The organism is Oceaniglobus roseus, assembly GCF_002869745.1.
Lineage (GTDB): Bacteria > Pseudomonadota > Alphaproteobacteria > Rhodobacterales > Rhodobacteraceae > Oceaniglobus > Oceaniglobus roseus.
Map to the genome: position 1 here is coordinate 1 of NZ_PNOS01000064.1, position 12,284 is coordinate 12,284.

Sequence of the window (12,284 nt, forward strand, 5' to 3'; positions counted from 1 at the left end):
CGCTCGGCACCGGCGCGGCGCTGACCGGGGGCCTGCACGAGGACGGGCTGGCCGACACCGTGGACGGATTCTGGGGCGGCTGGACCCGCGAACGGCGGCTGGAGATCATGGCCGACAGCCGCATCGGCACCTACGGGGTGATCGCGCTGGTCCTGTCGCTCGGGCTGCGCTGGAGCGCGCTGGCCACCCTCTTCGCCGCCGGGATCGGCTGGGGCGCCCTGATCGCGGCCGCCGCGCTCTCGCGGGTGCCGATGGCGGCCCTGTCTTGCGCCCTGCCCCCGGCGCGGCCATCCGGCCTCTCGGCCAGGGTCGGGCGGCCCGCGCAATCCACCGTGGGCCTTGCGCTCCTCGCCGCGCTCTTGCTCGCCATCCCCTGTGCGGGCGCCCCCGTGCTGCCCGCAGCCGTCCTGATCGCGCTGGCGGCCTCCGGCCTCGCCCGGCTGGCGCTGCGCAGGATCGGCGGGCAGACCGGCGACGTGCTCGGCGCTGCGCAGCAACTGGCCGAAACGACCGCCCTGATCGTTTTCGCCGCCGCCGCGGCGCAAGGGCCTAGTTGAGCATCAGGTCGGGGAGCACCGTCACGATCTGCGGGAAGATCACGATCAGCACGATCGCGAACAGCAGCACGCAGAGGAAGGGGAAGGTCGCCCAGGCGATCTCGCCGATGCCGCGGCCCGTCATCGACTTCAGCACGATCAGGTTGAACCCCACCGGCGGGGTGATCTGGGCACATTCGATGACGATCACCGCGTAGATGCCGAACCAGATCGGATCGATCCCCGCCGCCTGGATCATCGGCAGGACCACGGAACTGGACAGCACCAGGATCGAAATCCCCTCCAGGAAACAGCCGAGCACCAGGAAGAACAGCGTCAGCACGAAGATCAGCGCGGTCGGCGACAGCTCCATCCCCTGCACCCAGGCGGCGGCGACGCGGGGGATGTCGGCGAAGCCCACGGCGACGGAGAGGCAGGCGGCGCAGGCGATGATGAAGGAGATCATGCAGGAGATGCGGGTGGCCGACAGCAGGCTCTCCGTGAACATCGCGCCGCTCAGCGTGCCGTTGATCAGCGCCAGGATCAGCGCGCCGAGGATGCCGATGGAGGCCGCCTCGGTCGGCGTGGCGAAGCCGCCGTAGATCGAGCCGATGATCGCGACGATCAGCCCGACCACCGGCAGCAGCTCCTTCGAGGCGGCGAGTTTTTGCGCCATGGTGGTGCGTTCGGGCAGGTCGCCCCGCTTGTCGGGGTTCAGCCGCGACCAGAGCGCGATGTAGCCCGAGAACAGCAGGATCAGCATCAGGCCCGGCAGGATCCCGGCGATGAACAGCCGCGCCACCGACTGCTGCGCGACGACGCCGTAGACGATCATGATGATCGAGGGCGGGATCAGCAGTCCGAAGGTCCCCGCCCCGGCCAGCGAGCCGATCATCATCCGCCGGTCGTACTTGCGCGCCGTCAGCTCGGGGATGCTCATCCGCCCCACCGTCGCGCAGGTCACGGCGGAGGAGCCCGAGACCGCCGCCATCACGCCGCAGCCGATGACGTTGACGTGCATCAGCCCGCCCGGAAGTCCCGCGACCCAAGGGGAAAGCCCCCGGAACAGGGAGGAGGAGAGGCCCGAGCGCATCAGGATCTCGCCCATCCAGACAAAGAGCGGCAGCGCCGTCAGCGCCCAGCTCCAGCTCGCGTCCCACATCGTCGCCGCGATGATCGAGCCGGGATCGAGCGGGGCGAAATAGGCGAAGACGATCAGCGCCGCGACCAGCAGCGACAGCGCGATCCAGACCCCCGAGCCCAGAAGGACCAGGAGGCTCAGCACCAGCACGAGCGTGGCAAGTCCGACGCCGCTCATCTATTCGGCCGTGCTGTCGACATTGTCCTCGTACCCCGCGCGCCGTCCCGTCAGCACCAGCGTCGCCTGCTCGGCGATGGCCAGCGTCAGCACGGCCAGGCCGAAGGCCACGCCGCTTTGGGGGATCCAGAGCGGCATCGCCACGAGCCCCGGGCTCAGGTCGCCGTAATCGTAGGACTGGAGGGTATAGAGCGTCATCTGCCAGGCGGCATAGCCCGAGATCAGCGCGCCCACGGCGCAGCACCAGAGCTCCACCACCCGGTGCGCCGTGCCGCCGACGAACTGCGCCACCAGCGAGATGCGGACGTGGCCGCCGTTCACGAAGGTGTAGGCGAGGCCGAGGAAGGTGGAGGCGGCCAGGCAGAAGCCCGCGACCTCCGTCGTCTCGACCGGGATGCGCAGCTGCCGCGCCACGATCTGGTAGAGCGTGACGACGGCGATCAGCGCCAGGAAACCCGCGGCGAGGTAGCCGCAGACGAGGTACAACAGGTTCAACAGCTTGCGCATCGGTCCCGCCCGGATTGCACGCGGCCGGACCCCGCCCGGCCGCCGGTCAGATGGGTCGCGCGATCAGCTGCCCGAGGCGAGGTAGGCGTCCAGCACCGCCTTCTCGTCCGGCGAGGCCGAGGCGCTCCACTCCTCGATCATCACCTTGCCGATCTCGTCCATCTTCTGCTGAAGCTGCTCGGGCGCGTCGGCCACGGTCATCCCGTGCTCCTTCAGCACGGCGACGCTGGCCTCGCCCGCTTCCTTGCTCATCTCCCAGCCGCGCTTCGTCGCCGCCTCTCCGGCCGCGATCACCGCCTTCTGCACCTCCTCGGGCAGCGCCTGAAGCGCGCGGGTGTTTACGATGATGCCGTTCTTGTTGTGCATCGAGCCGGTGTAGGTGAAGTGATCGACGTAATCCCAGGCCTGGATGTCGTTGCCCGTCTGCCCCGAGGTGAACAGCGCGTCGATCAGCCCGGTCGAAAACGCCTGCGGCACCTCGGCATAGGGCAGGATCGTGGCGTCGAAGCCCAGAAGCTCGCCCATCCGCTGGGTCGAGGTGGAATAGATCCGCATCTTCACGCCCTGGAACTGGTCGGTCGATTCGACCGGAAACTTGGTATAGAAGCCCTGCCCCGGCCAGGGATGGTAGGCGAGGATCGTCATGCCGTCGGCGTTGAACTTCTCGTCGAACCAGGGCTTCTGCGCCTCCATCAGCCGCCAGCCCGCCTCGTAGTCGCCCGCGACGTTCGGCAGGCTGTCGAGCACGTACATCGGGCTTTCGTTGCCGTAGACGCCGAAGCGGATCTCGCCGATCTGGATCTGGCCGGACTGCACCGCGCGGCGGATCGCGTCGAGCTTGATCAGCTCGCCGTTGGGGCGCAGGTCGATCTTCAGCTCGCCGTTCGACGCCTTTTCCACCTCGTCGATGAACATGCGGATGTTCTTGGTGAAGAAGCTGTCCTCGGGATAGCCCGAGGCCATGACCCACTTCGTTTCGGCCTGAACGGCGGTGGCCAGCGCGACGGTCGCGGCAAGGCCCGCGGTGATCCGGGTGAAGAACGACATGGTGACTCCCTGTTGTGCTTTGTGATTGCCCGCAGTCTGGACCGGTCCCTGCCGCCGGGGCAAGCGCCGCGGCACCACAGGCGCACAGGAATTCACAGGATGCCCGATATTTCGGCGCCGCCCCCGGTGCGGGCCGCCGTGCCTCAGCCGATGCGGATCAGGTGGTTGTCCCAGGCCCGGTGCGCCGCCTGGAGCGGCTGGACATGGGCGCCGTCGATCCAGAGCACGCCGCCAAAGCCGTCCGTCGCGATCAGCCCCGCCTCGGCGGTCGCGATGCCGCAGACATCGGCGCGGCGGGGCGCGTCGAGGAAGCCCTCGCGGTCGAACCGATGCACCCGCCCGCCCTTGGGCGAGGTGATGGCCACGCAGGACCCGGCGGTGTCGAAGGCGATGCTCCCGGCATAGCCCCTCATTCCCACATGCTCGGGGTACGGCGCCGCCAGCAGCCGCGGATCCTCGCCCCGCTTCACGAGGCCGAGGAGCGGCGGCGCCATGTCCGGATCGCCCTCCCACTGCATCGCGAAGGCCACCGTGCCGTCCCGCGCGACCGCGAGGTGGCGGATCGAGTTCTGGTGCAGCTCCGGCTCGAGCTCCACGAGGTCGGTCAGCGTGCCGCCCGCAGTGAGGAAGGCGAGGTTCGGCTGCATCGTGTCGAGGTTCAGCTTCTCGCGCCCGTCCCCCGCCTTCGGGTCGGTCAGGATGCCGCCGTTCGCCACGACGAGCGATCCGTCGGGCATGGTGCGGATGTCGTGGGGGCCGATCCCGTGCGTCGCCACCTCGCCGATCCGCATGTAGCCGTCGGCGCGGGACCAGAAGCCGATGCGCCCCTGCCCCGTCGCGATGTCGTTCTCGGTCGTCGCCAGCACCGTGCCACCCTCGATGAACGTGCCGTGGCCGTAGAAGTGCCGCCCCTCGGGCGCCGTCAGCCGCGCCTTCTCGCGCCCCGTCGCGCAGTCGATGACCAGCGCGAAGGTGCCGGGACGCCGCGCGAAGGCCACCGCCTCGGCCACCGCGGAGTGTGCGGTGGCGGCATGGCCGCGGGCGGGCAGCGGGATGCGGAAGATGTCGGCCCCGGCGGCGTCGAGCCCGAACAGCGCATAGCCCCCGTCGGCCTCCTTCGCCGCGGCGAGGTAGGAGGGATCGCCCGCCGCTGCCCAGCCCACGGCGGGGGCCGAGGCGGCGGCAAGGGCGGCGCCGAGGAACTTGCGTCGGTGCATGGGATCAGTCTCCGTCCAGGGAATTGAAACCGGCGGTCACGCCAAGCTGGGCGCCAAGCTCGCCATCGACGGCGCGCGATGCGGTGTCGATGGCCTGCTGCAACGCCTCCAGCTTGAAGCGGCCCATGGGGTCGGCCGCCCCGGCGAACACCGGGTCGTCGAAATCGGCGGCGTCGAGCGCGTTGGCGAAGGCCTCGTCGGTCTGCGGGATCGGCTGGTCGGCCAAGGCGTCGGCCATCCGCCTGAGCGCCTGAAGCGACAGCACGACGTTCCTGAGCGACCGGCCCGACCGCCGCGCCTCGGCCCGTTCGGGGCGGGGGCGCTCGAAGGTCCCCATGGGCCGACCCAGACGCTGGCTGTGGTCCACCTCCAGCCCGGTCCCAAGCAGGGTGAACAGCGCCTGCACCGCCTCGTCACGGGTCAGGAAGCGGTCGTTGCCGGGCTCTCCGGCGGTCCTCAGCGTCTCGGCGAAGCTGTCGTGCCACTCGGCATCCACCTCGCCCGCCATCCGCGAGAGGTCCGCCGCCACCGCCTGCACCAGCTTGCAGGTGTAACTGCCCGCCTCGTAGGGATCCTCGTACAGCAGCCGGTCGAGCGCGAAGAACCCCCGCGCCGCCACCGAGACGTCGGCGAAAGCCTCGGGCGAGTCCACCGCCGGATCCTCGGTCGCGATCATCTGGCCGAGGGTGCGCGCCCCCGCCCCCTTGGCGTCGGGCCAGAAGGCGATGGCCAGAAGCCGCCCGCCCTGCTCCAGCGGCCCGATCGTCAGGTGCGACACCCCCATCCAGGCGTCGAAGGCGGACTGGTAGGCGGGGCGCACCGCCTCGGCCGTGCAGTCAGACGCGGCCGTGTCGGACAGTTTCGCGCTGGCCTCGGCGAAGGCGTCCATGCCGGGCAGGATGTGGGTGTCGATGACCTCGTCCACCCCTGCCACGGCCGGCGTGGCGCAGCAGAGGACAAGGGCGGCGGCAAGATGTTTCATAGGCTCTCCAGGTACCGGATCAGCGCGGCGCGGTCATCCTTCGGCATCGAGACGACACGCTCCCGCGCCGCCTCGGCCTCGCCGCCGTGCCACAAGATAGCTTCCAGCAGGCTGCGGGCACGTCCGTCGTGCAGGAAACTCTCCCGCCCCGTGACCTGCTTCGTCAGCCCGATCCCCCAGAGCGGCGCCGTACGCCACTCGCGCCCCGTGGCGCGGCCTTCGGGGCGGTCGTCGGCCAGCCCCTCGCCCATGTCGTGCAGCAGGAAGTCGCTGTAGGGCCAGATCAGCTGGAAACTCTGCTCGGGCTGGTCTGTCAGCCGGTCTGTCACGAACTTCGGCGTGTGGCAGGCGGGGCAGCCCGCCTCGTAGAACACGCGCTTGCCCTCCAGCACCTGCGCGTCGCCCACGTCGCGGCGGGCGGGCACGGCGAGGTTGCGCGAGTAGAAGGCGACCAGGTCCAGTCCCTCCGCGTCGATCTCGAACCCCGTCTCGGCGTCGCCATGGGGCCCGGCGATGCAGTCCGCCTGAGCGGGCGTGCAATCGCCCGAGGACGCGGGGAACAACGGCGAGGAGATGCCGATGTCGCCCGCGAAGGCCGCCGCAGACTGCTCGCGGATGCTCGGCGCGCCGGCCTTCCAGCCGAACCGCCCCAGAACCGGGCGCCCGGCCTCCTTCGACCAGACGATCTGCGCCCGGCCCGAGATCCCGTCGCCGTCCGCATCCTTGGGGTCGGCATGGGCCAGGATGTCCGTCGCCGGCACCGCCTCGACCAGCCCCAAGCCGATCATCTGCGGCGCGACGCGGGGGCTGATCATCAGCTCGTCGCTCGGCGGCCCGTAGGCGGGATCGGCGATGGAATACGTCGGCGCCATCAGCTCGGCCGTCTCGCCGTCGCTCAGCGCCACCTCGACGGGGGTGTAGTCCACCACCATCCGCCCCTCGGCCTTCTGCTCGGGCACGGCGAAGTTCTGGAGCTGCCCGCCGTAGACGGGATCGGGCCGCGTGCCCGGCGTCGGCGTCTGGAGCGAGGCGAGATAGGTTTCGATCTCGGTCTTTTCCTCGTCCGGCTTCAGCGGCACCGACAGGCGCAGGAACAGCGCCACCGGCGTCTCGCCCACCACCGGCGGATGGCCGCGCCCGTCCTTCAGGTGGCAGCTCTGGCAGGAGCGCGCGTTGAACAGCGGGCCCAGCCCGTCGCTCGCCCTGGTCGAGGACGGCGCCGAGACCCAGAGCTTGGTGAACAGCCCGTTGCCGAGCTTGAAGTCCAGCTCGCCCTCGAAACTGGTGTTGCCGGAGGGCTGGGAGAAGGCATCGGCGGTCGGCATCGCCCGCACCGTCGCGGCGCCGCCGGGGTTCTCCTCGAACTTCTCGGGGGCGCTGAAATCCCGCGTCGGTGCGACGATGGCGGCGATCCGCGCCGCCTCGGCCTCGGTCCGCGGCACGATGTCGAGAAGCGGCAGACCCAGGTCCGCCTCTCCCGCCGGAAGCGGCCCCGCAATCCCCAGGGCCGCCACGATGATCGCAACTCGTCTCAAGACTTCACTCCGCCTGACCTTACTCGAACACCGCCGCCGCGTTGTCCAGACTGTCGGAACCTTCCAGCGTCACGTCCCCGAGATCGAGCACGCGCACCGCCCGCTCGACCCCGCGGGTCTGCTTCACCAGCGCGTCGACCCCGCCCATGATCAGCGCCTCGCCCGCGTCGCTGCCGCGCGCCAGCATCATGTCCCAGGAGAAGCCTGCCTCGGCCGCCGTCTTGATCCGGCGCAGCGCCTCCATCGTCGCGTCGAGGTCGGCCCGCAGCAGCGCATCCACTTCCGGGTCGGCCGCCGCGACCAGCTCGGACAGCGACGGCCCCTCGACCACCGTGCCGTCGACCCGGGTATAGCTGCCGAGATAGACGTTGCGGATGCCGAGTCCGTCGTAGAAGGCCGCGTTGTGGGTGTTGTCGGAGAAGCAGTCATGCTCTTCCTCGGGATCGTTCAGCATCAGCCCGAGCTTCATCCGCTGCCCCGCCAGTTCGCCGTAGGCGAGCGAGCCCATGCCGGTCAGGATCGCGCGCAGCCCCGCATCGGTGTCCGCCGTCACGGCCTTGCGGGCCTCCCCGTCGGCGCCCCAGGCCGCGACCATGTCCTGAAGGTCCAGCACCAGCAGGTCCGCGGCGGCCTCGAGGTACTCCGCCCGCCGGTCGCAGTTGCCGTTGGTGCAGGCCTCGCCCTGCGCGTAGTCGGTCCAGGGCCGCTGCCCCGCGCCCGGCCCGGTGCCGTTCAGGTCCTGCCCCCACAGCAGGAACTCGATCGCGTGGTATCCCGTCGCCACGTTCGCCTCGTTGGCGTCGGCCTCCTGCAACGTGTCCTCCAGCAGCGCGGGCGTGATGACGGAGGCATCCACCTCCTGACCCGACAGCGTGAAGGTCGGCGTCGCGATCACGTTCAGGTCGCCATAGGCGTTCTCGTCCGTCGCGCCGCCGAAGGCGACATAGTCGATCAAACCCTCGTCCAGCGGCCAGGCGTTCACCTTGCCCTCCCAGTCGTCGACGATCGGGTTGCCGAAGCGATAGACCTCGGTCTGCTGGTAGGGCACGCGCGACTGGAGCCAGGCCTCCTTCGCCGCCTGCAAGGCTTGCGGCGAGGGCGTCTCGACCAGCGTCGCGATGGCCTCCTTCAGCCGCTCCGCCGTGCTCAGGCTGTCGGCGTAGGCGGCCTCGGCGATGTCGGCATAGGTCGTCAGCGCCGCGGCGCGGTCCTGCGCCATGGCAGAGCCCGCGGCACAGGCACCGGCGGCGGTCAGGGTCAGGGCAAGGCGGTACATGAAATCGGATCCTCTCTCGATCGGATGGGTCAGTGAAGGGTGACGGGGGCCGCGGCCCCCGGTGTCAGCTGGAGCAGCCCGAACTGCTGCGCCGCCTCGGCCACCAGCGGGGCGACCTCGGCATCGACCATCAGCATGGCCATCAGCAGCGCATCCTCCCGCGCGCCGGTGGCGGCGGTGGTCACGAAATGCGCCAGCAGCGCCTCGTCCGCGCCAACGCAGTCGCAGCCGACCGCATGGTGCAGGAAGGGCCGACGGCCATGGGTCAGAAGCAGCTCCATCAGGCTGTCGAGGCGTGCCAGGCCCGCCGCCGCCCGCGCGCCGCTGCGCGACAGGAAGGCGGCCTGCAACGCGGCACGCCCGCTGTCGCCCCCGCACCAGAGCCGCAGCGCAAGGACGACGAAGCGCTCGAAGCCGTCGAGGCTCCGGAGCGACGAGACCGGCCGGGCGCCGCCATGGGCACTCACCGCGCGGCTCCGGGACGGATCGGCAGGTCGGAAACATCGGGCATGGCGAACCTCCGGGGCTTGGGTGACGGGCAATTCCTGACTCTTTCAATCGCCCAAGTCAATCCCGAGTTTTTTGCTCGGAAATCCGGTCCGCTCCGGGTGACACGTACGCTCCCGTATCGCCGTTGCGCCCGGATCCTGCGCAGCCGCCGCCGCAGACCGCCCGCGCCATGGGCGTTCGGCGACCATGCGCTCCGGTATCGCGGACGGGCGTTGACCGGTCCCCGACACGGCGCAAGTTTGAAGGTCCCGAGGGGCGGAGGCTCAACCCCTGGTTGCATAATGGCGCGTCAACCGGTGCCCCGGCACCGGGAGTTGGCGCGGGAATGGGAGGCAGGCATGGGATATACGACGTTCACGATCCGGTGGCCGGACGGGCGGGAAGAAGTCTGCCGCTCCCCCGCCTCCGTGCCGCTGGATTTCCTGGAAGTCGGCGAGTGTTGCTCGGTGACGGACTTCGTGTTCCGCACCCGCCGCGCGCTGGTCCGCGGCGCGCGGCACGCCGGATCCGTCGACATCGACGCCGACGCCGACGTCGAACAGATGGCCCGGATCGAACGCGCCGCCCGCCGGTTCGAGCCGGGTCAGACCGTGACCTGCCTCTCGATCACCCGCAGCCCCGCGCAATAGCCTGCCGACCGTGCTCGCCCGTGCCGAAGGCCGTCGCCCTCAGGCTTCCGAGACCTCCATCGCCGAGATCATCAGCCCCGAGAGCGCGAAGATCGCCGCCGACCACGCCTCCTCCTCCGCCGGGGAAAGGCCGCCCGGCGTCTCCGCCTTCAACGCCTCCATAAGGGCCGTTCCCACCAGCACGAAATGCTGCGGCTCGGCGCCGTAGGCGACATGGCGCAACCCCAGCTCGCTCAGCGTCGACTTCAGCAGCGGCGCGTCGGACAGGTGGCGCACGGTGAAGGCCAGCATGTTCGCCAGCTTCTCGTGCTGCGGCACCATCTCCTCGGCGAAGAGGGGGCGCAGATGGGGGGCGCGGGCGAACAGGATATCGTAGAACGCCCGGGTGATGCGGGCCTTCCGGCGATAGATGCGTGCGAAACTCGCCCGGATCACGGAGATCTGCTGCGGCGTCATCCTTGTCCCTCCGAAGCTGTGGGAAAGGCTAGACACCAATGGTTGAGAAAAGGTTGCGCGACACCCGCGCCCGGAGGCACCGCGGGACGGCGGGTGGGGCGTCGCTGCGCCAGCAGCGCGCGCCGTCCCGGCGTCCGCCTACCGTCTTCCGGGCCACAGGATTCCTCTTGCGGCGCAGCGGGCGAGCCGGTATCCAAATTCCACCGCGGGTGTAGCTCAATGGTAGAGCGAGAGCTTCCCAAGCTCCAGACGAGGGTTCGATTCCCTTCACCCGCTCCATCTCCCCCACCATGCCGCGCTCCCCTTCCCGGGCCCCTCATCAGCGGGCCGGGCAACAAAAAAGCCGCCCGGACGGACCGGACGGCGTTTCAGTTGACGGAGCTTTGTCCGGATCAGGCCGCGCGGCCCACCAGGACGTCGCCCACCTGCTTTTGTGCCAGGACCTCGTCGCCGCCGGTCACGGCCGCGACCTCGCGGGTCAGCCGCTCCAGCGCCGCCTCGTAAAGCTGGCGCTCGGAATAGCTCTGCTCGCGCTGGTCGTCGCTGCGGTGCAGGTCGCGCACCACCTCGGCGATGGCGATCAGGTCGCCCGAGTTGATCTTCTGTTCGTACTCCTGGGCGCGGCGCGACCACATGGCCTTCTTCACCTTCGCCTTGCCCTTCAGGGTCGACATCGCCTTGGTCACGATGTCGGGCGAGGACAGGGAACGCATCCCGACCTCCGAGGCCTTGTGGGTGGGCACCCGCAGGGTCATCTTGTCCTTCTCGAACGAGATCACGAACAGCTCCAGCGAGATGCCGGCGATGTCCTGCTGCTCGATCGAGATGATCTGACCAACGCCATGGGCCGGGTAGACCACATAGTCGTTCGGGCGGAATTCAAGTTTCTTGGCTTTGCTCATTCAGACACACTTCCTCGTAAGGACCCCAGATATCAGGCGGCAAAAGCACGGCGGGAACACACACATCTTCCCGTCGTTCCATCCATGTTGTCAGGTCGTCGTGAACGCCAGAGGCGCTTTTCCCCAGTTCAATGGTGCAGCTGCCGCTAACACGGTTGTAAACATACCACAAAAATGCGCCCGAAGGAAGCAATGCCTGCGGGATGGGCGGAAAAGCCTGTAAACACGGCCCAAATTGCGCAAAGGCCACGCCGCGCCGCGGCATGGCGGCGGCGAATCATCGTTCAGGGGCAAACGATCGGGGCGCTCAGCCGCCCTCGCCCGGCGTTTCCGAGAAGTACTTCTCGAGCTTGCCTTCCTCGCCATCGCGCGATTCGGCCTCGGGAAGCGGGTCCTTCTTGGTGATGATCACCGGCCAGGCCTCGGAATACTTGCGGTTGAACTCCACCCACTTGTCCATGTCCGGCTCGGTGTCGGGGCGGATCGCGTCGGCGGGGCACTCGGGCTCGCACACGCCGCAGTCGATGCATTCGTCCGGGTGGATCACCAGCATGTTCTCGCCCTCGTAGAAGCAGTCCACCGGGCAGACTTCGACGCAGTCGGTGTACTTGCAGGCGATGCAGTTGTCGGTGACGACATAGGTCATGGATAGAGTCCCGTTTCGCTTCGCGCCTGACCTAGCGCAGCGTCCGGGATCATTCAAGCGGCCCCGAACCTCCCGGAATGTCCCCCGCGTCGAGCGCGCGGCGCTCCTTCTTCGTCGGCCGTCCCCGGCCCTCGTAGCGGGGCGCGGCGGGGGCGGAATCGACGCGCGGCGTCCGGTCGGTGTAGAGCGCCCTCGCCTCCGGCACCGGACCGCGGCGCAGGCCGCAGGCGACCACCTCGACCACGCGGATGCCGTTGCCCTGCGGAAAGGTCAGCACGTCCCCTGCCCCGACGGCCTGCGCGGGTTTCGAGACCCGCGTGCCGTTGACCCGCAGGTGACCCGAAGAGATCACCTGCGCGGCCAGGCTGCGCGTCTTGAAGAAGCGCGCGAACCAGAGCCACTTGTCGGCCCGGATGGTCGCGCGCACAGCGGTGCCGCCAGAGGCCGCGGCGCCGCTCAGGTCTTGTCCTTGAAGCCCATGAGGGCCGCAGCAAAGGGGTTGTCGGGGTCGATCTGCTTCTCGCGTCGAGGCGGACGGGCCTCGAAGCTCTTGGCGCCCTTGCCCTTGGCATCGTCGTTCCGTGCACCGCCCTTGCCGCGGTTGCCCTTCGGCTTGCCGTCGAACTTGCGCTCGCCGCGGGACGCGTCCTTCGCGCCGTCGCGCCGACCGCGCGGGCCGCCGTTGCGTCCGCCGCCCTCGGCCTCGCGGCGGGGGCCGCGAGC

15 protein-coding genes and 1 tRNA gene are annotated in these 12,284 nt (G+C 69.5%); 3 read left to right on the forward strand and 13 right to left on the reverse strand.

Annotation, left to right across the window (positions count from 1 at the left end; all coding sequences use genetic code 11):
* Nucleotides 1–557 (forward strand): adenosylcobinamide-GDP ribazoletransferase (locus A7B20_RS20470; protein WP_102110440.1); only part of this gene is annotated, 557 nt, incomplete at its 5' end.
* On the opposite strand, the gene A7B20_RS20475 is transcribed toward A7B20_RS20470, so the two are convergent.
* The 8 genes from A7B20_RS20475 to A7B20_RS20510 all read right to left on the reverse strand — a co-directional run bounded on the left by A7B20_RS20475 (nt 550) and on the right by A7B20_RS20510 (nt 8,885).
* Complete coding sequence (locus A7B20_RS20475) at nt 550–1,854, reverse strand: TRAP transporter large permease (RefSeq protein ID WP_102110441.1); 1,305 nt, start codon at nt 1,852–1,854, stop codon at nt 550–552. The two genes, A7B20_RS20470 and A7B20_RS20475, sit on opposite strands and share 8 nt — an antisense overlap.
* Nucleotides 1,855–2,361 carry a TRAP transporter small permease gene (locus A7B20_RS20480; RefSeq protein WP_102110442.1) on the reverse strand — a complete coding sequence of 169 codons (507 nt, stop codon included), beginning with the start codon at nt 2,359–2,361 and terminating at the stop codon, nt 1,855–1,857.
* A 63-nt stretch (nt 2,362–2,424) separates the two neighbouring features.
* Entirely contained in the window at nt 2,425–3,408 is a 984-nt protein-coding gene (locus tag A7B20_RS20485; RefSeq protein WP_102110443.1) for a TRAP transporter substrate-binding protein, read from the reverse strand.
* A 143-nt stretch (nt 3,409–3,551) separates the two neighbouring features.
* Nucleotides 3,552–4,625: a DUF1513 domain-containing protein gene (locus A7B20_RS20490; protein WP_102110444.1), complete on the reverse strand. Its 1,074-nt coding sequence runs from the start codon at nt 4,623–4,625 to the stop codon at nt 3,552–3,554.
* 4 nt (nt 4,626–4,629) lie between these two features.
* A complete protein-coding gene (locus tag A7B20_RS20495) occupies nt 4,630–5,607 on the reverse strand; it encodes an imelysin family protein (protein WP_102110445.1) in 978 nt (325 codons plus the stop codon).
* The gene (locus A7B20_RS20500) at nt 5,604–7,142 is read right to left on the reverse strand and encodes a di-heme oxidoreductase family protein (RefSeq protein ID WP_425437201.1); all 1,539 of its coding nucleotides are present in this window, start codon (nt 7,140–7,142) and stop codon (nt 5,604–5,606) included. The genes A7B20_RS20495 and A7B20_RS20500 overlap by 4 nt, the downstream gene beginning before the upstream one ends.
* A gap of 19 nt (nt 7,143–7,161) precedes the next feature.
* Entirely contained in the window at nt 7,162–8,418 is a 1,257-nt protein-coding gene (locus A7B20_RS20505) for an imelysin family protein (RefSeq protein ID WP_102110446.1), read from the reverse strand.
* Nucleotides 8,419–8,447: 29 nt separating this feature from the next.
* Entirely contained in the window at nt 8,448–8,885 is a 438-nt protein-coding gene (locus A7B20_RS20510; protein ID WP_102110447.1) for a hypothetical protein, read from the reverse strand.
* Nucleotides 8,886–9,266: 381 nt separating this feature from the next.
* Here A7B20_RS20510 and A7B20_RS20515 point away from each other — a divergent pair, with 381 nt between their 5' ends.
* Entirely contained in the window at nt 9,267–9,557 is a 291-nt protein-coding gene (locus A7B20_RS20515) for a hypothetical protein (protein ID WP_102110448.1), read from the forward strand.
* A 39-nt stretch (nt 9,558–9,596) separates the two neighbouring features.
* On the opposite strand, the gene A7B20_RS20520 is transcribed toward A7B20_RS20515, so the two are convergent.
* Nucleotides 9,597–10,013 carry a globin domain-containing protein gene (locus A7B20_RS20520; protein ID WP_102110449.1) on the reverse strand — a complete coding sequence of 139 codons (417 nt, stop codon included), beginning with the start codon at nt 10,011–10,013 and terminating at the stop codon, nt 9,597–9,599.
* A gap of 205 nt (nt 10,014–10,218) precedes the next feature.
* Here A7B20_RS20520 and A7B20_RS20525 point away from each other — a divergent pair.
* Nucleotides 10,219–10,292 (forward strand) — tRNA-Gly (locus A7B20_RS20525).
* Nucleotides 10,293–10,405: 113 nt separating this feature from the next.
* On the opposite strand, the gene A7B20_RS20530 is transcribed toward A7B20_RS20525, so the two are convergent.
* From A7B20_RS20530 to A7B20_RS20545, 4 genes are all read right to left on the reverse strand, one after another.
* A complete protein-coding gene (locus A7B20_RS20530) occupies nt 10,406–10,915 on the reverse strand; it encodes a CarD family transcriptional regulator (protein ID WP_102110450.1) in 510 nt (169 codons plus the stop codon).
* Between the two features lie 307 nt (nt 10,916–11,222).
* Nucleotides 11,223–11,561, reverse strand: a complete 339-nt coding sequence (fdxA, locus tag A7B20_RS20535; protein WP_102110451.1) for a ferredoxin FdxA — start codon at nt 11,559–11,561, stop codon at nt 11,223–11,225.
* A 49-nt stretch (nt 11,562–11,610) separates the two neighbouring features.
* A complete protein-coding gene (locus tag A7B20_RS20540; protein WP_102110452.1) occupies nt 11,611–11,988 on the reverse strand; it encodes an RNA-binding S4 domain-containing protein in 378 nt (125 codons plus the stop codon).
* A 29-nt stretch (nt 11,989–12,017) separates the two neighbouring features.
* Nucleotides 12,018–12,284 (reverse strand): hypothetical protein (locus A7B20_RS20545; RefSeq protein WP_157937745.1); only part of this gene is annotated, 267 nt, incomplete at its 5' end.

Coding starts and splice junctions, on each gene's coding strand:
- A7B20_RS20505 (WP_102110446.1), bottom strand. CDS start 8,418: ATGTACCGCCTTGCCCTGACCCTGACCGCCGCCGGTGCCTGTGCCGCG.
- A7B20_RS20490 (WP_102110444.1), bottom strand. CDS start 4,625: ATGCACCGACGCAAGTTCCTCGGCGCCGCCCTTGCCGCCGCCTCGGCC.
- A7B20_RS20480 (WP_102110442.1), bottom strand. CDS start 2,361: ATGCGCAAGCTGTTGAACCTGTTGTACCTCGTCTGCGGCTACCTCGCC.
- A7B20_RS20520 (WP_102110449.1), bottom strand. CDS start 10,013: ATGACGCCGCAGCAGATCTCCGTGATCCGGGCGAGTTTCGCACGCATC.
- A7B20_RS20515 (WP_102110448.1), top strand. CDS start 9,267: ATGGGATATACGACGTTCACGATCCGGTGGCCGGACGGGCGGGAAGAA.
- A7B20_RS20495 (WP_102110445.1), bottom strand. CDS start 5,607: ATGAAACATCTTGCCGCCGCCCTTGTCCTCTGCTGCGCCACGCCGGCC.
- A7B20_RS20475 (WP_102110441.1), bottom strand. CDS start 1,854: ATGAGCGGCGTCGGACTTGCCACGCTCGTGCTGGTGCTGAGCCTCCTG.
- A7B20_RS20485 (WP_102110443.1), bottom strand. CDS start 3,408: ATGTCGTTCTTCACCCGGATCACCGCGGGCCTTGCCGCGACCGTCGCG.
- A7B20_RS20530 (WP_102110450.1), bottom strand. CDS start 10,915: ATGAGCAAAGCCAAGAAACTTGAATTCCGCCCGAACGACTATGTGGTC.
- fdxA (WP_102110451.1), bottom strand. CDS start 11,561: ATGACCTATGTCGTCACCGACAACTGCATCGCCTGCAAGTACACCGAC.